A 23,906-nucleotide genomic window follows, 5' to 3' on the forward strand; every position below is an offset into this window, starting at 1 on the left:
TCACGATGCCAGCGGTTGCCAGCCGGGCAGCAGCGCAGGGTCCTGACCTGGGACCAGAAGCACTCCGCGCTCGGTGACGTAGCTGCCGTCCGGCCGGAAGATGTTCACCTCTCCGATCCCGTAGCGCTCCATGATGATGGAGTTTGCTCCGAAGAGCGGCACGTCATGTGCTAGTTCGCCATCGTCCGCCACATCGCAGCGGCCGATGAGCAGCGTTTCGCCAGTGTCCCACGAGAAAACCTTCATGACGGCAATGTGCCGTGCTGGGCGGAATGCAAAAAGGCCCTTGAAGCTCGGCTGGTCGCTCGGCCCCTCGCTCAACCCCGGGCGAGGGCACGGAGGCCCGGCAGCGCATCCCATATGGCTTTCTCAGCCGCTTCATAAGCCATCGGCCGTGGCAAGGCGGAGTATGCCCAGGAGGTCTCCCAGGCCTCCCTAGCCTCGTCCGGGCCCGCTGCCGGGCGATAAGAACGGCCCGTCGCACTCGTTGTATGTGCTTTCGTTGAAGCAAGAGGAATGGGTGGCTGCACTGGTTAAATCTGCACCGGGTGCAGGACGGGGCAGGTGGCAGCTCTCGCTTGCGTCACGACAGGTCACTTCCATGTTGGAGGTCGGAGCGGACCTGGGCTTCCGCATCGAGGTAGGCGTAGCTCAGGAACAGCGACCAGATGACTTCCGCGACGGACTCCATCTCGTCCTCCCGCATTGCCTCCAGAGTCGCAGCAAGGGCGCCGCGCGCTGGGTCCTGTACGCTCGTGAGACGGTGGACGATGTGCTGAAATTTGGCACGGTCGTCCGCACTCGCCCATGAAGTCTCGCCGAGATCGAGCGTGTACATGGCGAGGTAAGAGGCATGAAGGCGCTCCCGCAGCGTGCCATGGGACACGGCAAGCGATCGAACCGCCATCATGAGCTTCTCGTAGATGTAGCTGTACTTTGCCCAATGGGTTTGCATCGCTTTTCCCTTGACCTCGAATTCGTATCCGCTACCCACTCGTTCAGCTCGTCGCCTACGACCGTTGCGGGTCTATGACCCTGGTGAGTTCCTTGCGTCGTACTTTCGAGGGGCGCGACCACATGACACATGTTCGGTATGAGTTGCTGGTACGCACGACAGCAGGAATGATGTTCGACACGGGTTGGCCGCGCGTGGAGTTCAGTCCCGGCTGGGCCCACTTTTCCAAGCTTCGATGAGGCGCGCGAGCTTGGCCTGAAGGCGCTCCAGAGCCTCGGTGACCCGCTCCTGCGGCCGTCGCGCTTCGGGAAGGATCTCCGCATGCTTGCTGGATAGTTCAGCCAGGGCCTCGTCACGCGCGGCCGTCATTTCCTCGGCAGCGTCCTCTTGAGCCGGATCGGCGTCACTCGATTCCACGGGTGCCTCCTGCGCGACCTCTTGGACCGGCGCTCCGGCAGCGGCCCGGGTCAGGATGCGTAAAAGCGGGGGCAGGCTGTGGTCGATGTCCGGCGTTACAGCTTCCTCCCACCAAGCGAGTTGCTCGCGCAGCGCCACCTCCTCAGGCGACAGGGCGGCCTCCTCGGCGGGTGACATCTCGCGTAGCTCTCGGGCGCGCGTCAGGAGGATGCCGCCGACAACAACCTTGGCCATGTTATCGAAGAGGTCGGCGAGCAATCCTTCCGAACCGCCACGTCCTCGATGGGCAAGCCAGGGATTGCGCTCCGCCCGCATGCGCGAGAGCACCTCGACCGCGTCGCGGCAAGGACCGAGCGGGTCGGCTGCCTCGTGCAGGTCACGGCGCTTTTCCCATAAGCGCAGAATCAGGTCGGCCGCGCGACTCTCGGCCGCCGCCTTGGCATCACCGCTCGCGGCCTCCGCCTCGGAGATGAGCGCAGCAAGATGGTGAGCCATCCACCGCTCCAGTGTTGCGCCCCGGTCATCGAGGTTAAGGTTTCGGACAAGCTCACGACCAAGACCCAAGACGTCCTTCGGCGATGTCGAGGTCGCCCTCGGGATTGAGGCGGTAGACCCTGTCGAACCGAGCCTCCGGTGGATCGGCACCTTCCTCGCCAGTGTATCGTCGGGTTCCGTTGCCACGTCGCCTTACCTCCAACTCGATCACCAGACCCAGTCCCTGGCCCTGCAAGAATTCCCGTAGCTGCTGCTGGTGCGCTAGGAGCCGCCAACCGGTCGAACGGACAGTCTGCTCTCGGTTCTCGTCACGCTCCTGCTCGCCCCACACCTCGAATACGAACATCGGCTCGTCGGAGCCTGGGCGTGCCCACCGCGGGGCCCCGGAGGCATCCCGTGTGAGGCCACATGCCTGCCGGACGCGAACGCCGGGCGATGAAGTAACGCAACGTGCCTGGCCATGGAATGGATCATGCTCTTCGATGCTGTCGCCCCGCTCGGGTCTGACGAGCCAGCCCAGGAGTTGGTAGGGAGGCGTGTCAATCTCAAAGCTCTCCTCCCCCTCTTCCGGCAGTTTGTAGTCCCAGGAATCGTCCATAGTCTGTAGAGCGTTCAACAGCGCGGGCGCCGTCGAAGGCTCTACAAGCGCGCTGGAGATAACGATTTCCTGGGAGCGGTCGGAGCTGATCGTATTCTCGTCGCCGGCGACCGTGACGTAAATCTCGCGCTCGGGAGGGAACATTCCAACCCGGTGGTCCGGTTCACGGATCGCTGCAACCCAATCCGCTAACGGTCCGTCTCCGAGCGTCCAGTGCCGCGGATGAAGCGGCGTCGGTACGAGCAGGTCTGCCGCCCACAGCGGAGGCTCGTATAGCTGCTCCCGCCGCACCCTATGGTCGAGATTATCCCAGTCTTGCGGCTCGGTTGCTGCGAGCGGCACACATTTCAGCAGCTCGCCCGCGGCGCACCACATCGCGTGCCACTCGAGGTGCGTGTCCAGGACCTCGATCACCGGCCGGGAGCCATGGCCGTGCCGCCGCAGCGCGTATTCCCGGTCGTGACGTAGTCTCCAGTGCAGCTTTGGTGCAGATCGTACCCGTTCCTCGGGCCAGCCCCACACGTCCACAATCCACCGTTCGGCTGCGTCCAGGAAACGCGCGCCCACGGGCTCTGCGAAGGCGGACCATATCGGTGCGTACCAGTACGGTACGGTGTCCATGATATCGAATCTGAACCGGCGGTTCTCGCGAGAAAGCATATGGCGCCCGTCCTCCCGCAAATGGCGGTGGTCCGCCTTGACAGTGGGCAGCGTCGATCGGTTCACCGCCGCGAGCCGGGCAGCTTCCTGGGGCGAAAGGGTCATCACGCCCGCGTCCACCAGCTTAAGGCAGGCGTCGCGCGCGAAAGCACGGAGCAGGAGGTGGGGGAAATCTTCGTCGAGCGCCGTGCGTAGGAGGGCCGAGGCTGCTGCAATCAAGGCGTCAGGCCGCTCGGCCGCTACGCGGTCGAGGGTGATGGCGGTCCACAGCCTAGCAGCGAGCGGGTAGTAGGCAGGCGTGGGGCCGGAGAACACGGGTTCTTCGGAACGACCGAACTCTCTCGCGAAGCCTTCGACAGCGCGGATGTCGCCGGTTCGGGCAAGGCGACGCACTGCGTGCCCGGCCCGCCAGCGGGCGCGGCTGTCTGGAGATCCCATCTGTGCCATCAAGAAGCGACCGATTGCACCCGCTGGGTCCTCCGGGATTGCTTTCGTGCCGACACGCTCCAGGTCCGTTTCGCGGATGCGCGATGCGAGGCGCTGAACGTACCACTCCAGTAGATCGGCCACGGATTCCGGCGGGAGAAGGGCAGCAATTATCCCAACGTGCCCGAGCAAAGCCTCGGGACCGAGCCCGTCCACATGCGCTTGAACGGCCTCGAGCAACAGATCGCGCCGTTTGTCGCGATCCATTCCCGCCCTGTCAAGCAACGGGGTGATCTCGTCCCGGCCGTAAGGCAGCCCGGTGGAGATGGCCGGGAGCCAGTCCTTAACAAGGCCCGGCAATACCATCCTACACCAGGTGGTGACCGCCGGGCTGTCCCAGGCGCCGAGTGCCTCAGTGAGCGCACGGACAACCTCTCTGCGACCGTGTTCTTCCGATAGAGCGACGATCGCGTCCAGGTGTCCCGTCCGTGCGCGGGCCGGGACCACTCTCCGAGCTGCGGAGAGTATCGATCCCAGAGAGAGGTATGTTCGGCCGATCCGCGCGGACTCTTGGAGCGTGTGGATGGACGCGGCGAGGGCCGCGCCGTCTGTAACGACCTCGGCTGTCCAGGTATGCGCAACGGCAAGCGCGTCGCCGCTACTAGGATTTGGCGCTTCGCGTTCGGTTCGCGGCGGTGGCAACGCTTTCTTGAACCGCTCCCGATCGGCGAGGGCTCGGGACAGGGGCCCGAGTTCTGCTTCGGGGGCCGCGCAGATGTCCTCCGATGCATCAGCCCGGCCGGTGCGCAGGAGCATGTCTCTCGCGGCCTCCTCTCGAAGCACCCGCCGCGTGGCAGCTGGGAGCCCTTGTGATGTTCGAAGGCTCTCTTCGAGCAACTCGTGGTCGGTCTCCAAGCATAGAGACAGCGCCCCGGCTTCCCCGGGCGTCAACGAGCCCTCCGCCAAGCCCGTTCGAAGCACAGAAGGGAGTGTTTCCCATAGCTGGACGACGCTCCGAGCTTCCCACCGCGAGGCTGCGGCGAGCGCGATCGGCTGATTCAGCCCGGCCAGGGCCGCCATGGCCTCCGCCCAAGGGAAGTGGCGCATGCCGTCGAGGCGCACAGCCGCGTCGGCCACCACCTCACCCAGGTACAGGGCCGTCGCGCGCCGATCGGCTACTGCCACACTAGCTTGCCGGACAAGCTTCTCGACAAGTATGAGCTGTCCCCAAATCTCGGTGTCCAGTTCTCCCGCGGCCTCGACCGCCATTCGGAACACGCCTCCGGCATCATCCCGGCTTAGAGGCAACAGGAGACGAGCATGGGCTACGAGGCTCTCCGACTTCGACCGCGCCCCGAGCCGCATGCTGTGCGTTTCCGTCGCCGAAGCAGTAAGCGAGGCAATGACGGCGTCGTGAATCTCCAGCCGCAGTGAAAGCCGGGACACTAGAAGTGCGTCCGGGGCGCCTTCGCCGCCTGTCCAGCCACCGGCTATCGCCATTGCCAGCTCATGAAGCGTCTCAGGACCGTAACCGGCCGTCAGGAGCGTCAGCAGGTTCCGGGCCACAAGTGACCGAATGGCCTGGAAGCTAGGCTCTCGCTCCAGTCGCCACTTTTCCCGGTCCAGGGAACCTGCAGCTGACCGGAGCGCAGCAACGGCTTGGTCGCTGACGTCCATGCCAGTGAGAGCGCAGGATACGGCGGCGTAGGAGGGGAACACCGCCCCCGCAATTTCATGTATCTCGCGGTCATGCCGTTTTGCATCCTCGTCGCGAACGGTCCGGCCCTGTGCGTCCTTCGGCGCTTCAGGCCGAGGCTCGAAGACACCCAAAGCTGTGGGGCGCTTACCGGATCTCGCCTCGAGCAGGGCATAGGCCCGGAAAACCACGTCAAGCCTTACTGGGTTGGACGCGTTATTGCGGTCAATGCGCCGCCGACCGCCCTCCAGCAGGCGGACGAGTATTGTGTCGACACCCCTCAACGCCGGGGCGCGCGCTGTCAGGATCTCGCAGCCCGTCAGCAGCAGGTCGATAAGGCGCGCTGGCTGGTCGGTCCGCTGCAGGTAACCATCTATGCCCTTGCCGCTCCGCAGGAGCCGAGAGAGGTGCAGCAGCCCGGCCTCGAGGGTGGCGTCGTCCACGTCTTGACCCGCCAGGGCCAGTGGAACCCGGAGGAAGACGCCAGCCAGCGAGCTCAAGTCGCCCGTCGCGAGGAGTGCTTCGAGGTCAGCCGCCCGTCCCTCTGCGATGAGGCGCGGAGGCAGGTCCAGCGCGACGTCTACGCGCGCACTAAGGGGAGACCAACGATCGAGTTGCTTCAAGCCGGCAGCGGGACCGAATAGCTTCAGAGCGGCTTCGGTGTCTGCCGCTACGGCAATGGAGTCGAGTGGCCACGGGTCGGTCCGACCCCTCTGGTCCTTACGGAGCATCCGCATCCTTGCCTGGTTCCAAGCAGCGATGGCGCGGCTGTCCTCCCGGTACGATATGCTATCCTCTCGCTCCGCGTGTACGACGAGGCGATTGTATAAGATCCGGCCGTGGCCCGACCGGTAGTCGGGGTCGGAGAGTAGGAGCCGTCCCACGGTGTCGGCGGCAAACCGGGCGGCAAGGTCAGGATTGTCGGCGAGGAGGGTCTGGAGCGCCTTGTCCTTTCCGTGCCCCTCGGCCCCGATCAGAACGTAGCGTAGCCCCCTAGACGGGTCCCCGGCGGCGCGCGAAGCGGCAACAGCCAAGGTCAGACGCTGCAACTCGGCCTCTCGCTGCTGAATCGGGTCGCTCACCGCGCGCGGCACCGGTTCCCGTTCGACAAGGTCCAGCAGCTCCGGAAAGCGCCCAGCTGCCGCCAGAGCAGGGCCGACATGGAGGGCTGCGTACGCCTCCGTCCCCGCCCGAGATAGGAGCCAGCTGGCGGTCCGATCGCGCACCTCGGCTAGCTCGCGCTCGGCTCGCGCGCGGACGAAGGCCTCGAAGTCCTCGTCAGCGAGAGCCACGGCGTCTCCCTCGACCCGCACGCCGGGTGCCAGGTCTCGGCAGACGTCCCTGACGTGGTGCTCGTTCGTTCGGAGCACGGCGGCTAGTGCGGGAAGGGGAACCGGCCGAGCGAGCGCGATCAATCCGGCGCAGACAGCACTTACTCCACCGGAGCTGCCGTTCTTCGCCAGCGCCTCTCCGAACCGCTCCTCAAAGACCGCGTCAAGAGACTTGCCTGGGCGAAGGCGGGCAAGCGGGGCGTCTTCGTCCTGCCCACCACCCTCAAATGCGTAGGCCTGTACCCTGGGAATGCCGCCGGAAAGCGCATGGAACTCGGTTATCCACGCCTGGCCGGGGATCGTCGCCCTTTGCTGGCGCACGAACTCCTCCGTCTCTCCCAGCGCGAAAGCGGGAATAGGCAAACGCCGATAGCCGTCAGGTAGCCCCAGGGTGTCCAGGCGCCCCGTCCTGGCAGTAACGACGAACCGAACGTTCCCGGGGAGCGACCCCAGTCGAACGAAGTCATGGACAAAGGAAGGTTCCGGGGCGGGTCTCTCACGGGCGGCGGTGATGGAGTTGTCCGCCGCGTCGATTGCTACGATCAGCAGGGCGCCAGGATTACGGGCGGCGAGCGCCACCGCCGCCCGGCGAAGCCGCTCCATGAACATGCGCGGGAAGTCTGTGTTTCCATGGCGCCGCAGTAGCAGCGGCAGGCGGAGGCGCGTGGCTACTTCGTTCGCTAGCTGGGTGAACGCGTCCGCCGGATGGTGGCGTAGCTCGGCCGGGTCGAGATAACGGCCGCCACCGTAACAGTCGAAAGTCACCATGACCGACCCCTCCGGCAGGCCACCCTCGATCTGACGGAGCGCTGTGGTCTTCCCCACGCCGCCCTCGCCGTGAAGGCAGAGAAGTGGCTCCGTGACGAGGAGGCGGCCCGCCTCCTCGACTGAAGCACGCCGTACGAGCTTGTCTGTAGGCTTAAAGTCAGCTCGGCAGGGGAACAGCGCGTTTCGGTCGGATGCTCCCAGCGCTTGGAGCATGACTCCTTCCCGCGTAATCGGTGACCGGTCGTGCTCCGGCAGCATTCGCTCGCGGACAAACTGCCGCAGGACGAGGGTATCGGCCCGAGCGTCGTCGTCGGACCACTCTGCCATCGCGCGCAGCACCCGATCCTCCAGAGCGAACCGGGAACCCGTGCCGGAGACAAGGTCCATACATGCTGCAAATTCGCGAAAGTCCTCAGGTGTCAAACCCGACGCGCGCAGGAGCTTCCCCTCATCGGACTCGTCGGGTTGTGGAGCGGTCGTCGCGTTTGTTGCCGAGTTTGCGGCGGCCCGGTCGAAAGCGGCCTTTAGCTCGGGCGCGATGGGCTGATTGGTAACAAGCGCCACCTCTGGGGATGGCTTGCTAGGCCTGAGCGCGCGCATTTCCGCCCACGCTTTCGCCATCCGGGAGAGAACAGAACCATCTCCGACTTCGCGCCGCGGTATTCTACCCTGCTTGTTCCCCCTGGGCGCGCGAGGCTTGCTGGCGGATCCTGTCGCAACCTCGGGGGCCTTCGCTGGCGGACGCACGTAGGTCAACCTTGCTACCGTCCAAGGCGTATCCGGGGACGATCCGGAGTACTTCAGCTGCTCGAGCCGCACACGCTCGGCTGAAGCAGCGTCTTCCCCGCCAAAGTAAAGGGTGCAGTCCACTCCATCCCAGGTGTCGGGGGCGCCCGGCTCTAGGGTGCCTTCGAGTGCGAGGGCCTCCAGGCCACTCGCGGCGTCGAGCAGGCCGATAGCCTGCCTGGTGGCCCACAGTTCGTGGAAGTCGTCGCCAGTGTTCGACCCCCGTGCGCCTCTATAGTCGACCAATCCGCCCCCCCCCCGTGTTTACGCCGACGATGCGCCACCCGATCAAGCCCCGCAATTGGCCCGGTCCAACGGACCACTGTCTCGTCTGGTCTGCTTTGGGATAATCCTCAGCCGAACCTCGCCGCAGCAACACGGCGCCTAATTGCAGCGATAACTGCCCTGTCCCAATGGATCATGCCCATGGGGGACTTTCCCGGACCCCCTAAAAATATCCCACATGAATTGCATTGACGTTTTGGGATATCATGTCCCACAATGTGTGTGCCAAAAATAAGGGCTGGGCACATGATCGTCGGGTATGCGCGGACTTCAACAGCGGAGCAGGAAGCCGGGCTGGCGGGCCAGGAGCGCGAGTTGGCTGCTGCCGGCTGCACCAAGCTCTTCGCGGAGCGGGTCTCCTCCGTCGCCCGCCGGCCGCAGCTTGAAGCCGCTCTGGATTTCGTGCGGGAGGGGGATGTCCTCGTGGTTGCCAAGCCTGACCGCCTTGCCCGTTCCGTCGCCGACCTGCTCACCATCATCGACCGCCTGGAGGCCAAGGGCGTGGCGCTCCGCGTCCTGTCCATGGGCGGGCAGACGGTGGACACGGGCACGCCGACCGGCAAGCTCATGCTGACCATGCTCGGCGCCGTGGCCGAGTTTGAACGGGGCCTCATGCTGGAACGGCAGCGGGAGGGCATCGCTAAGGCGAAGGCCGAAGGGCTCTATAAGGGCCGCGCCCCGACCGCCAGGCGGAAGACCGATGAGGTGCTGAAGCTTAAGGCCGAGGGCCTGGGCGCCGACGCCATCGCGGAGCAGCTCGGCCTCGGTCGGTCCAGCGTCTATCGCATCATCGGTCCTAGGGGCTGACAGAGCGCCGCCGGCCCGCCTATTCGATTGCCGGTAGCCCCGCAGCGGCGCGTTCGGCATCAATGGTCTGGAAGATCGGCGACACCGAGCGCATCCGCCTCGGCACTTGATCGCAGGGGACGAAGGGCTGGGGTCGCCCCTCGGTGTTGCGGTTGTCCAGGCCATTCCAGTGGACACAATTGCGCGAGGCGGGCCGTCAGTCCGCGCAGCGCCCGGCGAAGTCGCGCCCCTAGCAGACGTAGAAACCGCCGCTGGGGAGCGGAGACCCCGGCGAGGTCTCTTGGGGGACGGGCACCGCGCACGCCGCGAGCATCAAGAGCAGAACTCCGGGGACAACTTTCAATACCCGCACGCCGGCCTCCGAATTCTTCGGTGCAGGTTAGCGGCAGATTCCGTTTCCGATCAGCCCTCTATCTCATCAATTGACCGGGCATGAACCTCGAAGCTGCGGCACCTGCGGGCAGCGCCGAGCCACCGACAAGGAGCCCCGTCCGTCGTCCCCCAGCACCGCCGCATCAGCCTCCATGCAACCGGTTGCAGGGATCGGAACCGGATTTGTGGGTGGCGGAGATGCTGTCTATATATCGTTTAAATTCAATATGTTGATGGCATTTCTCGGGTTGCGCACCTGTCGGCTAGCCGTATGCTCTACGTCTCGGCGCCGCGATGATCGTCGTTCGTTTTGAGCTACGGCTACGGCGCCCAAAAGGGACCAGGGATGACCACGACCACCGCCGCCCTCGCCATCATCGGCATCGCCCTCCACCTGTTCGCGGGGTGGCAGACCTTCCGCCTCATGGTGGTGACCGACGACACCGAATTTACCGAACACATGATCGCGTGCCGCGAGCACGCCCCCGCCGCCTACTGGGCGACCCTCTGGTGCTTCCTGGTGTTCTGGCCGGTGATCTTCCTGCTGGCGAAGCTCCGGCTGCTCCCTGGGTGAGCTTGGTCGGCCATTGTACTGATGGCCCTTCCTGCTGCGTAGAGTGCAATTCCTCCGGCAACAGGGGGCTAATGGCGCAAGGATTCTTTGTCAGGCGCTTTCTCGTGAGAATTTTGGCTTAATGTATTGCGGTTGACGGAAAACCGTTATACATCGTGCCAGCGCATCACCGCAAAGGGATGCCCACGAAGGCGAAGCCACCGGCCGGAGTTCATCCGGCGCCTAACCGGTGGCACTTGCGCACCAGCTCCGAGGCCATGCGCACGGAAAGAAGTCCTCGGACCCCCAGACTACCCGGTATGCGCGGTCGCTTTCTCGGCGGCGCGCATCCAACCAACTTGCGTGCGCCACGCTGCCGAGGCGCTTGTGATCGGTGGCGCGGCATGAGGAGTCCGGCGGCATGCCCGACCCATCCAACACGCCCGGCTCGCCGGCTGCCGAACACCTCCAGCCCACGGCGTGGAGCCGCCGCATCACGCCCGTCGGCGCGCCCGTCACTGCGCAAGACAGGGCGACGCGCATCTTCGCGTCGGGCGCCGATGAAGATGTCGCGTCGCCCGCACAGATGGCGGATTCCTATGGGTTTCCGGGTGACGCGGAGGCGCCGATGAAGGTGTCCCTAACACCGGTTTTCACAAATGAAGATGTCGCGTCGCCCTCTCCGCATGATCCGGCCTTTATGGCGAGGGTCTGCACCATGCGGACGACCGAGCTGGAGCGCGAGTTCCCCGAGGAGCACAAGCGCCACGAGGCCCTGAAGGCGAAGGCGCGGCGGGACAGGAGCATCGTCATCCATCCCGACCTCCGCACCCTCAAAGGCTACCTCCTGGTCATGGGGGAGATGCCCGGCCCCGGCTACTCCACCGATTGCATCGACCGGAGCGGCCGATACGCCCCCGGCAACGTCCGCTGGGCGACCAATGCGGAGCAAACCCGCAACCGGGGCTGCACAGTCACGGTCACGGCCTTCGGCCGGGAGCCGCGCCCGCTCGCAGCGTGGTGCGACGACATGGGCCAGCCATACCCCCTGGTTTACCAGCGTATCCATCGGGGCAAATGGACGGTCGAGGAAGCCCTTCTAGGCAAGCGGCTCCCGGCCGCCGCTCCTGCCAGCACGGTGACAACGCTGGACCCCAGTTATGTCGCGAACGACTGGATCAAGAGCATCCCCGCACCCGTCCTGGCCGCCTGGAAAGAGCGCTATCCCGCGTTCCTCGCCAGCGTGAAGAAGTGGACGGACGGGGAGGGGGCGGCGCTTTCGGCAACTCGGCGGGAGAAGCTGGCGCGCATCTATCTGACAAAGGCCGTCTTCACCGTCTGCCAGCTGGACCAGGACATCCGAGTGCAGACCTCGCGCCTGCATCAAGCTGGCATCGACTTGCACGACCCCGACCTTGCCGATGAGCTGTTGAACCACCCGGGCGTCCGGAGGTTCAACATGATGCACGACCTCCGGCGCCGGGCCTCGGCACTGCTGACGCGGGAGCAGCGCGACTTCACCCGGGGCGCCCTGTTCACCTCCCCGGGCATGGCCGAATTCGTTCGGAAGATGGGATGGCAGGCGCCGCCCGCCGAGCCAGACCAACGCTGCCCCATGTGGATGCGGCCCCTGAGCTGGGCGCGCACCGACGCCGAGCGCGAGGAGTGGGCCGCCGACCGTGCGGCTTGGATCGCCGGCCGACCTGCCCGCGAGGCCGCCCGCGCCGCCCGCGAAGTCAGGGCCAGGTCTGCCGAGGCCGAGGCCGAGGCCGAGGCCCGAAGGGAATACGAAGCTCGCAGGGAAGCCGAATATGCCAGGGCGAGGGCTGCCGCCGCCGAACATGCCCAGTCCAGGGCTGCCGATGTCGGCCCCGACCGTAGAGGCTTGCCACCGAGCCGGCCCGCCAGCGCGGATGTGATTGACCTTACCGCCGTTCGGGCCGCCCGCGCTGCCTGAAAAGTAAAGGAAGAAGTCTGTATCTGTATAACATAGTAAAGGCCTGATGACGTGGTGGGCCATACATGCGTAAATGCTCACGAATCTTGGTCATTTCCAGATTGAACCCGGTTGCAGAATTTCATTTATTTCATATTGTGCTTCACATTTAGACGTTAGGAGGTTGGATATGGTCGATAGCGTAAAAAATCGTTTGATCGTTGCTCGACTCACGTTGGCAGAGCATGCGGCGGTGCTTTCTTTTTCGGATGAGCGCGGCCTGTCGCTTTCGCGGCTGGTGCGCGAGGGGCTTGCTTCGGTCGGGGCGCCCGTGGCGCGGAGCCCACGTCGCTCCGGCCGCCCCCGCGCGCTACCCGCCGAACTGCCCGCCGAGTTGCTGGCCAAGGTTCCGGTAACCCCGGAGGACATCCGGAGGCTGGCTGCCGCGCTGCCGCCGCCGACCCCATCCTCCCCGCCGTCCTTCACCGTGCCTACCGAACCTTCGCGGCCCGCCCGCATGCGGACCCGCACCACCGTTCCCGCTGCCCACTGACCCGGCGATGCTCCCATGGCCGAGAGATTCCACAGCGTCAGCACTGGCCTCCGCCCCGAGGTGTTTGATGCCGTCATGGATGCCGCCCGCGCGCGCAATCTGACGGTCTCCGAGTTGATGCGGGAAGCCCTGAGGGCGCTGAACATCCCCATTCCGAAGACGGCCCGGGAGCAGAGCCGGCCGGCCACGAAGCCCACCCGGCCCACGGTGCCCACACCGCCGTCCCGTAGGGCGGCCTTCACCGGCCTCACGCCCCACGCCCGGCTGACCCGGCGCAGCCCTAGGAGGACCTGACATGACCCCAACCCAGCAAAAGCCTCTCCGCGTCCTGTCCGCCGCCCAGCCGGACGCCGAAGGCGAGCAGCGCTACGCAAGCCTCCCGGCGATTGTGCTCCCCCACGATGTGGTCGTGGCTATCCGTCGCTTCGCTTCCGAGAGGTCCATGACTTCCGGCCAGCTCCTCCGCGAGGGCCTGCGCCGCGTAGGAGCCCTCCGGCTCTCTGAGGTGGACCTGGGCTTCGCCGAGCCCCGGCCCCGCCGCGCCGCCGCATGATCCATCCCGTCCCCGCCACACACAGGAGGCTCCCATGCCCACCATTCACACAATCACCGCCTCCGGTAGCTTCATGCCCACACTGGAGGCGCAGACCGACCGCCAAAAGGCCGAAGCCCAGAAGGCCGATCAGCAGCGCCGGATGGACCGGCTGCCCAGCGCCGCGAAGGGCTGGGCCGACCGGCACACGCTCCCCGAGATGGAACTGCTCGGCTTGATCGTTACCGCTTACAAGGCTTCCGGCCTCGCCCCGGTCATGATGGACGGCAGCTTCGCCCAGCGCCTCCAGGCGGCTCCCGATGACATTCGGCGCCGTCTCGCCGAGCTGATCGCGTCCGACGCTGTGACCAAGACCGAACGCATCCAGGCACCGGCCGTGTTCCATCCGAATCTGAAGGTCACCGTGGCCACCAAGGACGAAGCGCCCTTCTCGTGGCTCAGCGGCGCTGCCATGGGCGTCCGCTACCGCGCCTGACAAGATCGGGCCGGCCGGGTCTCTGCCCTCCCTGGCCGGTCCGTAGGGGGTGCCGAGTAGCGGCGGCATCCCCTTCCACTTCCCGCTTCTCGGCCGGTCGGTGTGCGATCAATCCGCCGAGGCCCGCGTCCCCGCACGGGACAGAAAATCCGCCGTTCCATTCGCGTCGAGCCGGCCTGGAAAGGACCTTTCCGGCCGGTTGCGATGAGCGATTCCGACCAGTTTGAAGTCCGCCGAACAACCCATAGAGGTAACACCATGCCCCGCCATACCGACGAGCTGATCGGCAAGGCCACCGCCCTGCTTACGTGTCCGGGCGGCCGGAAGCGCCTGACGATCATGGCGTGCAAGGGGAACTTCCATGTGTGGAGTTCTGCCCTCGTGCCCAGCGACACCAAGTCGGACAAGCTCCCGGACCCGCTCCAGCTCTACGAGGGCTCCACGATCACCTTGCCGGCCGCTCCCGCCTATGTCGTGCAGGGCGGTAAGGAATCGAATCACCTTCGCTACCGCTGGGGCTGAGGGGCTGAGGGGAGGGGCGCATGTCCGAGACGATCTACGCCGATCCCATGATGCAGATGCGGAAGGTGGTCCTACACGGTCGCATCAAGCGCATCGTGAAGCAGGAGGAATTCAACCTCATGGCGGCCTCTCCGCGCGAGGCGCTGATGGCGCTCTGCACTCAGGTGCCGGGCTTCCAGAAGACGCTGGGCGAGGGGTGGTATCGCTGCATCCTCGCGAGCCCGAAGCGGCAGGTGGCCATCGCCGAGGGCGACGACACGCGCAAGCCCTGGCAGGCCATCGGCAACGATGCCGTCTTCCACATCATCCCCGTGGTCAAGGGGGCCGGTGGCGGACGCGGTGGTGCGGTGAAGATCGTCCTGGGCGTGGTCCTGGTGGCGGCCACCATCGCGACGGCAGGTGCGGGGGGGGCTTTCTCGGCGGGCGCTGGCGGCCTCAGCAGCACCGTTCCTGGCCTTGCCGGGACCGCCCTCGGCGTCACCTACGGCCAGATCGTCGGCCTGGGCGCCATGATGGCCCTGGGCGGCGTGTCACAGCTCCTCTCGCCCCAGGCCAAGGCCCCGGCCGCCAGCGACCGCGAGGCGCCCGACCAGCGGGCGTCCTTCATGTTCCAGAACCCCGTGAACGTGGTGGATCAGGGCGGCGCCATCCCCATCCCCTACGGCGACTGTCTGGTCGGCTCCTCGGTGATCGCCGCCGGCATGAACCCCTACGACTTCGGCACCGGCAGCAACACGCCCGACCCCGTGGATGAATGGTTAGCGGCCTTCCCCGGTTGGACCCGAGTGGCCTGAAGGTGATCGACATGACCAACGAAAATCTGAAACCGGTTGCAACGGCCCGCCGCCATCGCCGCACCACCTTCGTTCAGGTGCGAAAGACCGATCACCTACGCGGCATCGTCTACGGGCAGGTGTATTCGCCGCTGCGCCTGGACAGCCATGGCGAGTTCATGTTCGCCGAGGATATCGAGGAGATAGCGCACAAGGCCATGCGTCTGGACCTGTCCAAGCTGATCGACACCAACCACGACAACGTGCCGAACGGGGCCTACCCCGTGGAGAGCTTCATCGCACGAGCCGGCGACCCGGACTACGACGAAGGCGCCTGGGTCCTGGGCGTGCAGCTCACTCCCGAGCTGCTGGAAAAGGTGGACCGAGGCGAGCTGAACGGCTTCTCGTTCCAGGCCATCGTCACGCCCATGCAGATGGACGTGGAGGTGAACATCCTTCGCGACCACGTGGGCACGACCGAGGCCACCCAGAGCCACCGCCATGCCTTTCTGGTGCTGTTCGATGAAGAGGGGAAGATCGTGAAGGGGTGGACCAACGAGATGAACGGTCACCGGCATGTCATTCTGCGTGGCAGCGTGACCCAGCCCGAGGCAGGACACGCCAACCGCTATTTCGTGTGACCCCGGGCAGGGAAGCGCAATATCCGCTGGACAAACTGCTCCATTTGCCGGCTCCGTAGTGATGGAGCGGGTCCGTTGAAAGGCACGGTTTTCCTGGGTTTCGTGGGATTGTCCGAGAGGGTGAAACTGTCCGAGAACGCCTTCCGGGACGTGAACATCGCCCTGGCCAACGAACTCTCGATGATCGCGGCGCGGCACGGCATCGATGTCTGGCGCATGATCGAGCTCGCCAACCGGCACCCGCGCGTCGAGATCCTCAGGCCCGGCCCCGGCGTGGGCGGGCACTGCATCGCGGTCGATCCCTGGTTCCTTGCGCAGGGCGCGCCGGAGGTGGCGCGGCTGATCCCCGCGGCGCGCGCGGTGGATGCGACCAAGCGGGCCGCCGTGCTGGAGCAGGCCTCGGCGCTCTGCGCGACCGGCGAGCGCGTCATCTGCCTGGGCCTCGCCTTCAAGGGCGACGTGGGGGACCTGCGCGAGAGCCCGGCGCTGGAAATCGCCAGCGAGCTGGCGCGGCGCCATCCCGGCCGGGTCGTGGCGGTCGAGCCTTATCTGGACGCGCCGCCGGAGGGGCTGGACGCGCCGCTTCTGACGCTGGACGCTGCGCTGGAAACCGAAGGGGTGCTTCTGGTACTGACGGACCACAGCGCCTTCGCGCGGCTTTCCACGGCCGCCCTCGCCGGGCGCCGCATCATCGACACCCGCGGCCTCCTGCGCCGCCAAGAGGAAATGTTCCCATGCCCGACGGTCACATGAGCCTTCCCGCCCTCGCCGCCATCGAGGCGGTGGTGCGCACCTATCTCGACGGCCTCTACGAGGGCGACGGCGCCAAGATCGCGCAGGCCTTCCATCCCGTCTCGCACCTCTACAGCGTGACGGACGGCGTGGTGGCCGATCTGCCGCGCGAGGAATGGCTGTCGCGCATCGCCTCGCGCCCGAAGCCGAGCGCGCAGGGCTTCACCCGCGAGGACCGCATCCTGGCCATCGACATGGCGGGCGAGGATGCCGCCTGCGTGAAGCTGAACTGCTGCATCCCGCCGCGCTACTTCACCGACTACCTGCTGCTGCTGAAGACCTCCGAAGGCTGGAAGATCGTCAGCAAGAGCTTTCACGTCGACATGAAGTAACCCGGCTTGGAGGGGCTCTCTTCCGGCGATAGCCTCGCCGGGAAAGGGAGAACCTCCATGTCCAACCGCACGCGCCTCCTTCTCTGGACCGATACGCCCGCCGCCTATGTCGAGGCGATCGAGGCCGCCGGCCTTGCGCCGCGCGTCCTGGTCGAGACGCTGCCACGCCAGCAGATGCCGAGCGAGGAGCAACTGGCCGGGACGGAGGCGATGCTCGGCTGGGTGGCGCCGGAAGGCGTGCTGCCCCGGATGCCGAAGCTGCGCTGGGCCCAGGCGCTGATGGCGGGCGTGGAGGGCTGGCTGGCGCTGCCGGACTTGCCGCCGGGCCTCCTCCTCACCAGCGCCCGCGGCACGCATGGCGATTCCATGCCGGAGAACATCCTCGGCGCCCTGTTCCACCTGACCAAGCCCTATGCCGAGGCCGCCGAGGCGCAGAAGGAGAGCCGCTGGGCCCGCCGCGTGCCCGTCTCGCTGAACGGCAAGACGCTGGGCATCCTCGGCCTCGGCGCCATCGGGCAGGAGCTCGCGAAGCTCGCCTCGGCGCTGCGGATGGAGGTGCTGGGCACCCGCCGGAACCCGGTGCCAGTCGAGGGCGTCGCGGAGGTGCTGCCGCCCGAGCGGACGGACGAGGTGCTGGCGCGGTCGGACTTCGTGGTCCTGCTGCTGCCCGCCACGGCGGAGACGGAGAATTTCATCAATGCCGAGCGTCTGGCGAAGATGAAGCCCACCGCCTGGCTGCTGAACTTCGGGCGCGGCCAGGCCATCGTCGATGCCGATCTGATCGCCGCCGTCCAGCAGGGGAAGATCGCCGGCGCGCTGTTGGACGTCTTCCGGCAGGAGCCGCTGCCGGTGAGCGATCCCTTCTGGACCACCAAGGGCATCAAGGTGATCCCGCATGTCGGCGGCATGCATGCGGAGCGCGACAAGGCGGTCGCGAAGCTCTTCGTCGAGAATCTCGGCCGCTTCCTGGACGGGCGACCGATGCTCGCGGTGGTGGATCGCGCCGCGGGCTATTAGCCCGGGCGCTTCCGCTCAACCTTCGGCGTCCTTGAGCACGTAGGGAACACCGGCGCGTTCCGCGATGGCACGGATCAGCTTCTGCAGGCTCTCGGGGACGGGAATGCCCTCGGCCATCCGCTTCGCGCGGGAAAATTCCTCGGGCTCGCCCGGCAGCAGGACGGGTTTGGCGGGATCGGTCGGCGCGGTGCCGTGCAGCACGTCGATCACCGCGTCGAGGTCGGTCGTGTACTCCTCCATGTCGCGATAGGCGCGCGGATCCACCGCCAGCATGAAGTGGCCGATGTTGTTCGGGTCGTCCGGCCTCTGCGACTTGTTGCGCAGCGGCGAGAAGCTGGCGCCGACCAGCGTGCCGCCGAGGATATGCGCCATCAGCGCGAGGCCGTAGCCCTTGTGTCCGCCCAGCGATTCCGGCCCGCCGACGGGGGTGATGCCGCCTTCCTTGCGCTTGAAGACATAGTCGTTGGCGACGTGTGAATCGGTGACCGGTCGGCCTGCCTCGTCCTGCACCCAGCCCTCGGGCAGTGGCTTGTCGTTGAGGTGGTAGACCTTGACCTTGTTGCCCGCGACCGTGGTGGTCGCCATGTCCAGCACCACCGGCTTGTGCCCGGGGCCGGCGGGGGCGGCGAAGGCGATGGGGTTGGTGCCCAGCACCGGCTCCGAGGCGCGGGTCGGCACCATCAGGATGCCGCGCGTCGACGAGGTGACCATGCCGATCACCCCCGCATCGGAGGCGATGCGCGCGTAATAGCCGGCCGCGCCGAAATGATGGCTGTTCACCACGCCGACGGCGCCGACGCCGAAGGTCTTCGCCTTCTCGACAGCGAGCTTCATGGCCATCACGGCCGCGGGGTGGCCGAGGCCGTCCGCACCGTCCACCAGCGCCGTCGCCGCGAAATCGCGCACCACGCGCGGCTGGCCGGCGATGCGGAGCTGGCCGAGCTTCAGCATCTCCTCATAGGCCATGAGCATGGAGATGCCGTGGCTGTCGACGCCCATCAGGTCGGTCTCGACCATGACCTCGGCGGTCGTCTCGGCATTCTGCGGCGGGCTGCCCCACGCCGTCAGGATGGACAGGATCTGGGCCCTGACGGAGTCGTGCGTGGCGTTCATCTCTTCCCTCGGCCGAATTCGTTCGTCGTTTCGAAGAGAATCAAGACATGGCCGGGCGCGCGCGTCATCCCCTCGGGAGCGCGCTATGCGATCCCGTGCCGCAGCGTGCCGATGCGCTCCACCGTCAGCTCCAGCTGGTCGCCGCTGCGCAGGTAGCGCGGCGGGTCGCGGAAATGACCGGAACCGGACGGCGTGCCGGTCGCGATCACGTCGCCCGTGTCCAGCCGCATGAAGCGGGAGACATAGGCGATCAGCGCGGGGACGGAGAAGAGGAGCTCGCGCGTATTGCCGTGCTGCACCTCCTCGCCGTTGAGGGTGCAGGCGATGTCCAGCGCCCAGGGCTCGCCCAGCGCATCGGCGGTCACGATCCAGGGGCCGATCGGGCAGAAATCCTGCAGGCCCTTGGCGAAGCTGGTCATGGCCAGCGGCACGTCGAACTGGAATTCACGCGCCGAGATGTCGTTGAGGATGGTGTAGCCGGCGACGTGCTCCAGCGCCCGTCGCTCCTCCACCTCGAAGGCCGGCGCGCCGATGACGACGGCGAGCTCCACCTCCCAGTCCGGCTTGGTGACGGCGCGGGGGATGGCGACGTTCGTGCCGGGGCCGCAGACGGTGGAGGTTGGCTTCAGGAAGAGCTTGGGCGCCTCCAGCTTCGGCCCGCCGACCTCGCTGGCATGCGCGCCGTAGTTGCGGCCGACGCCGATGATCTTGCCCGGACGCAGCGGTGCGTCGAGCAGCGCCTCGTCCAGCGGCAGGCGCAGCTTCGCCTGCTCTGGCCGGGCGGCGAAGGCCAGGGCACGCGCGGCCTCCGTCATCGCGGCTTCGTCCGCCAGCAGCGCGATCATGTCGCGGGGCAGGGCGGTGCCGTTCCCGCCCGCCGCATCCAGCGCCGCCGCCAGAGGCACGAGCGCCTCATCTAGCACGCCGGCGAGGCGGCCGTCCTTCAGCGTCGCGAGCCTCATGCCGCGAGCGCCGCGTAGTCCAGGCTCGCCATTACCTGCACGCGCAGGATGAAGCGGGGCTCGTCCGGCCCGTAATCGGCCATGGCGTTGTGGGTGGTGCCGATATTGTCCCACATCAGCACGTCGCCCGGGGTCCAGGCATGGCTGTGCAGGTATTTTGCTTGTGTCTGGTGGCGGAAGAGATAGTCGAGCATGGCGTCGCTCTCGTCCTTCTCCATCCCCTCGATGTGCATGGCGTAGCCGGGATTGCAGTAGAGGACGCGCTTGCCGGTGATCGGATGGTCCCGGAAGATCGGCTGGCGGACCGGCGGCTTCTTCGCGCGCTGCGCGTCGGTGAGGGGCGGGCGGATCGAGCCGGGGCGGATGCGCATCATGTCCCAGAATTTCTGGAAGTCGTGGATGGCAACCTTGCCCTCCAGGCGTTCCTTCACCTCGGCCGGAAGGTCGTCATAGGCGGCGTGCTGGTTGCGGAACTGCGTGTCGCCGAGCGGCCGGCCATCGCGCAGCGGCACTTCCTTCGCGTGCAGGACATTGGCGAGCGCGATGTCGTGCGAATAGCTCATGTCGGTGTGCCAGCCCTGGCCGGCATCGTTGAGGCCGATCGGCTTTCCCTCGGCGTCGCGCTTGTTGGACAGGATCATGACTTCGGGAAAGCCGGGCGCGAAGAACATGTTCGCGACGTTCACCTCGAGCGAACCGAAGCGCTTCCCATAATCGGCAAGCTGCGCGGCATCGAGATCCTGCTGCGGAAAGCAGAGCACGCCGTATTGGCCGAGCGCGCGCAGGACATCGCGGAAATCCGCCGGTGACAGCGGCTTCAACAGGTCGAGATCGAGGATGCGGGCGCCCAGCCCGCTGTTGTTCGGCGCGATCCGCATCGTTCATTTCCCCTGGTTGACGAGATCATCCGAGCACTGTGTTGTATAGTCAACTTGCTGGAACGTTCACGAATGCATCCTAGACCAAGAGTGTTGGTCGTCGGCGCCGGAATCGTCGGCCTCTGCACCGCCTGGTATCTCGCGCGGGCGGGAGCCGAGGTGACGGTCGTGGACCGTGCCGGGCCGGGCGAGGGCACCTCCTCCGGCAATGCGGGCGCGATCTCCGCGGGCTCTGTCGCGCCGCTGGCGATGCCGGGCGTGCTGCGCGACGTGCCGAAGATGCTGTTCGATCCCAAGGGTGCGCTGCATATCCCCGCGCGCTACTGGCCGACCGCCTTTCCATGGCTCTGGCGTTTCGTGCTCGCGGCCCGGCCGGAGCGCGTGCAGGAAATCGCGCAGGCGCTCGCCGTGCTGCTGCATGGCGCGGAAGACCGGCATCTCGAGATCCTGGAGACTGAGGGCGCGGCCGACCTCATCTCGCACCAGGGCCAGCTCTATCTCTATCGGGACCGCGCCCATGCCGCGAAGGACGACGCGGCATGGGCGCTGCGCCGCGCGCATGGGCTCGAGATGCGGGTGCTCGACCGTGGCGAGGTGCTGGAGCTCGAGCCTGAGGTCTCCGAGGCCTATGGCACCGGTATCTTCCTGCCGGGGCAGGGGCATTCGGTGAACCCGCTGCGTCAGGCGCAGGTGGTCGCGCGCGGTGTCGAAAGGCTGGGCGGGACGATCCGGCGCGGCACCGTCACGGCGCTGAGGACGGAGAACCACCGCGTCACCGGCGCGATGATCGACGGCGCGCCCTTCGAGGCGGATCACACCGTGCTTGCGGCCGGAGCCTGGTCGGCAGCGCTGCTGGCGCCGCTCGGCATCAAGGTGCCGCTGGAGAGCCAGCGCGGCTATCACGTCATGCTGCCCAACCCCGGCGTGATGCCGCGCCGGCCCATCATCCCCGCGGACCGGAAGGTCTTCATCACGCCGATGGAGGAGGGGCTGCGCGTGGCGGGCTCCGTCGAGTTCGGCGGCACCGAGATGCCGCCCACGCCGGAGCGCTCGGCGCTGCTGCTGGAGGATCTCGCGAAGGTCTATCCGCAGGCCGATACGCGCGAGCAGCGCCCGCACTGGATGGGCCATCGCCCCTGCCTGCCGGACAGCCTGCCGGTGCTCGGGCCGGTGAAGGCCTGGCCCGGCCTCTGTTGTGCCTTCGGGCATGGCCATCTCGGCCTCACCGGCTCGGCGCCGACCGGCGCACTGCTGGCCGCGGCCCTGCTGGGGCCGGCCTCCAATACTGACCTGACACCCTTTGGCGTGGAGCGTTTCGCATGAGCGCCGTGATCGGAACACTTCGTCCCACCCCTGGCGAGCTCGGCAGGCGCATCCTGGCCCTGGCCGCGCCGACGACGCTGCTCTCAGCGCTGCAGGTGGCGGCGCTGCTCATCGAGACGGTGATCGCCGCCCGCCTCGGCCGCACGGCCCTGGCGGGCTGGGCGATCGTGCTGCCCTTCTCGCTGCTGCTCGGCCAGATGTCGGCGGGAGCCATGGGCGGCGGCGTGGTCTCGGCGATCGCGCGGGCTCTGGGCGCGAAGAGGGAGGACGAGGCCTCGGCGCTGGCGGTCCATGCGCTGCTCATCGCGCTGGGCTTCTCGGCCATGTTTGTGGTCGTGCTGGCGATCCTGCCGGGCGTGGTGCTGCCGCTGATCGGCGGGCCGGAGGCGGCGGCCGCCGCGATCCCCTATTCCATAGCCTTGTTCGGCCTGGGCGCCGTCCCGGCCTGGGTGGCCAATACGCTGGCCTCCATCCTGCGAGGGGCGGGCAAGCACGCCCTGGCGGCGCGGGTGCTGAACTTCGCCTGGATCTTCTATCCCATCCTCGCCTTCATTTTCGCCGAGCCGCTGGGCATGGGCCTCATGGGCATCGGGCTCGGCTTCGCGATCTGCTACTGGGTCGCGGCGGTGGTCATGGCCAAGGTGGTCTTCTCCGGCGCGGCGGGCTTCAAGCTGGACCTCCGCGTGACGCTGCGCTGGGCGCTGTTCCGGCGCATCCTCGCGGTCGGCGCCGTCGCCTGCTGCCTCGCCTTCGTCGCGAACATGGCGACCATCCTGGTGACGGCGCGGCTGGCGAGCTACGGGCCGGTAGCTGTGGCGGCCTATGGCGTCTCGGCGCGGCTGGAATTCATGATGATCCCGCTGGCCTTCGGCGTGGGCTCGGCGCTGACGGCGCTGGTCGGCCGCTCCGTGGGGCAGGGCGACTGGGAGACGGCGCGGCGCACGGCCTGGGTGGGCGGCTTCATGGCGCTTGGCATCTGTTCCTCGATCGGCCTGAGCGTGGCGCTCTTCCCCCTGACCTTCGCGAACCTCTTTGCATCGGACGTCGAGGTAGCGCTGATCGCAGCGCGCGCGCTGATCTTCATCGGCCCGGCCTTCGGCGGCTTCGGCCTCGGCATGGCGATGTATTTCGCGGCGATGGGCGCCGGGCGGATGGGCTATCCGGTGGCGGCCGGCCTCTCGCGCCTCGGCATCGCGGTGGGCGGCGGCTGGCTGCTGGGCGATGTGCTGGGCCTGGGCATGGACGGGCAGTTCCTGGCCGTCGCGCTGGGCGTCACCTCCTACGGCCTGCTGACGGCGATCGCGGTCCGGCCCGGCGTCTGGGGACCGAAGGCCTGAAGGGCCGGGGGCGTCACATTCCCCGAGGCAGGCGGGAGGGCTCGAGGGCGGTGGCGAGGACCTGGCCGCTGCGCTTGAGCGCGCAGGCGAGGCCGACGAGCAGTGGCAGCGCCCGATAGGCGGTGAGCGGCGGGGCCAGCCGGTGCAGCAGGCCGAGGGCCAGGCTGCGCGAGCCCTGCTGCGCGGCGCCGACCGCCAGAAGCAGGGCGGACTCGCTCTCGGTGACATGGGGCCAGAGCGGCCCGGCGAGATGCAGCGTCGGCAGGCAGCGGAGCAGCGGATCGAGCATCAGCGCCGCACCCTCCGTTCCGGCCGAGGCCAGGATGAGGGCCGCTTCCGCCATGGGGCCGGCGGGCCCCTCGGCTGCCCAGGCGCGCGCTGCGTCCAGCAGCAGGCGTTCGGCCTCCGGCAAAGCGTCTGAATCGTGCCCGAGATGGGGCCAGGCGGGCAGGCCGCGAGTCGCCATGGAAGTACCTCCGGTGTCCGGAGCTTTTAGTGCAATTGCGAATGAGTCGCAAATTTATATTGAGCCGCTGATCATTTACTTCTC

General features: G+C 67.1%; 23 protein-coding genes. 15 read left to right on the top strand and 8 right to left on the bottom strand.

Features of this window, described 5'->3' with window-relative positions:
• The 4 genes from KHU32_RS18025 to KHU32_RS18040 form a co-directional block, all read right to left on the bottom strand.
• Complete coding sequence (locus KHU32_RS18025) at nucleotides 1-246, bottom strand: hypothetical protein (protein WP_213671532.1); 246 nt, start codon at nucleotides 244-246, stop codon at nucleotides 1-3.
• Between the two features lie 337 nt (nucleotides 247-583).
• On the bottom strand, nucleotides 584-994 hold the full coding sequence (locus tag KHU32_RS18030; protein ID WP_213671533.1) for a hypothetical protein: 411 nt from the start codon (nucleotides 992-994) through the stop codon (nucleotides 584-586).
• Between the two features lie 162 nt (nucleotides 995-1,156).
• The gene (locus KHU32_RS18035; RefSeq protein ID WP_213671534.1) at nucleotides 1,157-1,867 is read right to left on the bottom strand and encodes a hypothetical protein; all 711 of its coding nucleotides are present in this window, start codon (nucleotides 1,865-1,867) and stop codon (nucleotides 1,157-1,159) included.
• 52 nt (nucleotides 1,868-1,919) lie between these two features.
• Nucleotides 1,920-8,378: a hypothetical protein gene (locus KHU32_RS18040; protein WP_213671535.1), complete on the bottom strand. Its 6,459-nt coding sequence runs from the start codon at nucleotides 8,376-8,378 to the stop codon at nucleotides 1,920-1,922.
• 285 nt (nucleotides 8,379-8,663) lie between these two features.
• Between KHU32_RS18040 and KHU32_RS18045 the strand changes: the two genes are divergently transcribed.
• The 13 genes from KHU32_RS18045 to KHU32_RS18105 all read left to right on the top strand — a co-directional run bounded on the left by KHU32_RS18045 (nucleotide 8,664) and on the right by KHU32_RS18105 (nucleotide 17,743).
• Complete coding sequence (locus tag KHU32_RS18045; protein WP_213671536.1) at nucleotides 8,664-9,224, top strand: recombinase family protein; 561 nt, start codon at nucleotides 8,664-8,666, stop codon at nucleotides 9,222-9,224.
• 718 nt (nucleotides 9,225-9,942) lie between these two features.
• Nucleotides 9,943-10,170, top strand: coding sequence for a hypothetical protein (locus KHU32_RS18050; RefSeq protein WP_213671537.1), 228 nt, complete (start codon nucleotides 9,943-9,945; stop codon nucleotides 10,168-10,170).
• Between the two features lie 400 nt (nucleotides 10,171-10,570).
• Nucleotides 10,571-12,106: a hypothetical protein gene (locus KHU32_RS18055; RefSeq protein WP_213671538.1), complete on the top strand. Its 1,536-nt coding sequence runs from the start codon at nucleotides 10,571-10,573 to the stop codon at nucleotides 12,104-12,106.
• Between the two features lie 169 nt (nucleotides 12,107-12,275).
• Nucleotides 12,276-12,638 (top strand): hypothetical protein, encoded by a 363-nt coding sequence (locus tag KHU32_RS18060; protein WP_213671539.1) that lies wholly within the window; start codon nucleotides 12,276-12,278, stop codon nucleotides 12,636-12,638.
• A gap of 15 nt (nucleotides 12,639-12,653) precedes the next feature.
• On the top strand, nucleotides 12,654-12,932 hold the full coding sequence (locus tag KHU32_RS18065; RefSeq protein ID WP_213671540.1) for a hypothetical protein: 279 nt from the start codon (nucleotides 12,654-12,656) through the stop codon (nucleotides 12,930-12,932).
• 1 nt (nucleotide 12,933) lies between these two features.
• On the top strand, nucleotides 12,934-13,191 hold the full coding sequence (locus KHU32_RS18070) for a hypothetical protein (protein WP_213671541.1): 258 nt from the start codon (nucleotides 12,934-12,936) through the stop codon (nucleotides 13,189-13,191).
• A gap of 34 nt (nucleotides 13,192-13,225) precedes the next feature.
• Nucleotides 13,226-13,666: a hypothetical protein gene (locus KHU32_RS18075; RefSeq protein ID WP_213671542.1), complete on the top strand. Its 441-nt coding sequence runs from the start codon at nucleotides 13,226-13,228 to the stop codon at nucleotides 13,664-13,666.
• A 258-nt stretch (nucleotides 13,667-13,924) separates the two neighbouring features.
• Complete coding sequence (locus KHU32_RS18080; RefSeq protein ID WP_213671543.1) at nucleotides 13,925-14,188, top strand: hypothetical protein; 264 nt, start codon at nucleotides 13,925-13,927, stop codon at nucleotides 14,186-14,188.
• A gap of 20 nt (nucleotides 14,189-14,208) precedes the next feature.
• Nucleotides 14,209-14,982 (top strand): tail assembly protein, encoded by a 774-nt coding sequence (locus KHU32_RS18085; protein ID WP_213671544.1) that lies wholly within the window; start codon nucleotides 14,209-14,211, stop codon nucleotides 14,980-14,982.
• 11 nt (nucleotides 14,983-14,993) lie between these two features.
• Nucleotides 14,994-15,602: an XkdF-like putative serine protease domain-containing protein gene (locus KHU32_RS18090; protein ID WP_213671545.1), complete on the top strand. Its 609-nt coding sequence runs from the start codon at nucleotides 14,994-14,996 to the stop codon at nucleotides 15,600-15,602.
• 120 nt (nucleotides 15,603-15,722) lie between these two features.
• Nucleotides 15,723-16,355, top strand: coding sequence for a UDP binding domain-containing protein (locus KHU32_RS18095; protein ID WP_213671546.1), 633 nt, complete (start codon nucleotides 15,723-15,725; stop codon nucleotides 16,353-16,355).
• A complete protein-coding gene (locus KHU32_RS18100) occupies nucleotides 16,337-16,726 on the top strand; it encodes a nuclear transport factor 2 family protein (protein ID WP_213671547.1) in 390 nt (129 codons plus the stop codon). The genes KHU32_RS18095 and KHU32_RS18100 overlap by 19 nt, the downstream gene beginning before the upstream one ends.
• A 57-nt stretch (nucleotides 16,727-16,783) precedes the next feature.
• Entirely contained in the window at nucleotides 16,784-17,743 is a 960-nt protein-coding gene (locus KHU32_RS18105; protein ID WP_213671548.1) for a D-2-hydroxyacid dehydrogenase, read from the top strand.
• Between the two features lie 15 nt (nucleotides 17,744-17,758).
• Here the strand turns inward: KHU32_RS18105 and KHU32_RS18110 are convergent, their stop codons facing one another.
• From KHU32_RS18110 to KHU32_RS18120, 3 genes are all read right to left on the bottom strand, one after another.
• Complete coding sequence (locus tag KHU32_RS18110; RefSeq protein WP_213671549.1) at nucleotides 17,759-18,856, bottom strand: Ldh family oxidoreductase; 1,098 nt, start codon at nucleotides 18,854-18,856, stop codon at nucleotides 17,759-17,761.
• 83 nt (nucleotides 18,857-18,939) lie between these two features.
• Entirely contained in the window at nucleotides 18,940-19,818 is an 879-nt protein-coding gene (locus KHU32_RS18115; RefSeq protein ID WP_213671550.1) for a fumarylacetoacetate hydrolase family protein, read from the bottom strand.
• Nucleotides 19,815-20,696, bottom strand: a complete 882-nt coding sequence (locus tag KHU32_RS18120) for a TauD/TfdA dioxygenase family protein (RefSeq protein WP_213671551.1) — start codon at nucleotides 20,694-20,696, stop codon at nucleotides 19,815-19,817. Before KHU32_RS18120 ends, KHU32_RS18115 begins: the two co-directional genes overlap by 4 nt.
• Nucleotides 20,697-20,786: 90 nt before the next feature.
• Here KHU32_RS18120 and KHU32_RS18125 point away from each other — a divergent pair, with 90 nt between their 5' ends.
• Nucleotides 20,787-22,019, top strand: a complete 1,233-nt coding sequence (locus KHU32_RS18125; RefSeq protein WP_213671552.1) for an NAD(P)/FAD-dependent oxidoreductase — start codon at nucleotides 20,787-20,789, stop codon at nucleotides 22,017-22,019.
• The gene (locus KHU32_RS18130) at nucleotides 22,016-23,356 is read left to right on the top strand and encodes an MATE family efflux transporter (RefSeq protein ID WP_213671553.1); all 1,341 of its coding nucleotides are present in this window, start codon (nucleotides 22,016-22,018) and stop codon (nucleotides 23,354-23,356) included. Before KHU32_RS18125 ends, KHU32_RS18130 begins: the two co-directional genes overlap by 4 nt.
• A gap of 13 nt (nucleotides 23,357-23,369) precedes the next feature.
• Here KHU32_RS18130 and KHU32_RS18135 read toward each other — a convergent pair whose 3' ends face one another.
• Nucleotides 23,370-23,822, bottom strand: coding sequence for a hypothetical protein (locus tag KHU32_RS18135; RefSeq protein WP_213671554.1), 453 nt, complete (start codon nucleotides 23,820-23,822; stop codon nucleotides 23,370-23,372).
• Nucleotides 23,823-23,906 lie beyond the last annotated feature (84 nt).

The organism is Roseococcus pinisoli (assembly GCF_018413645.1).
In the GTDB taxonomy this organism is placed as follows: domain Bacteria; phylum Pseudomonadota; class Alphaproteobacteria; order Acetobacterales; family Acetobacteraceae; genus Roseococcus; species Roseococcus pinisoli.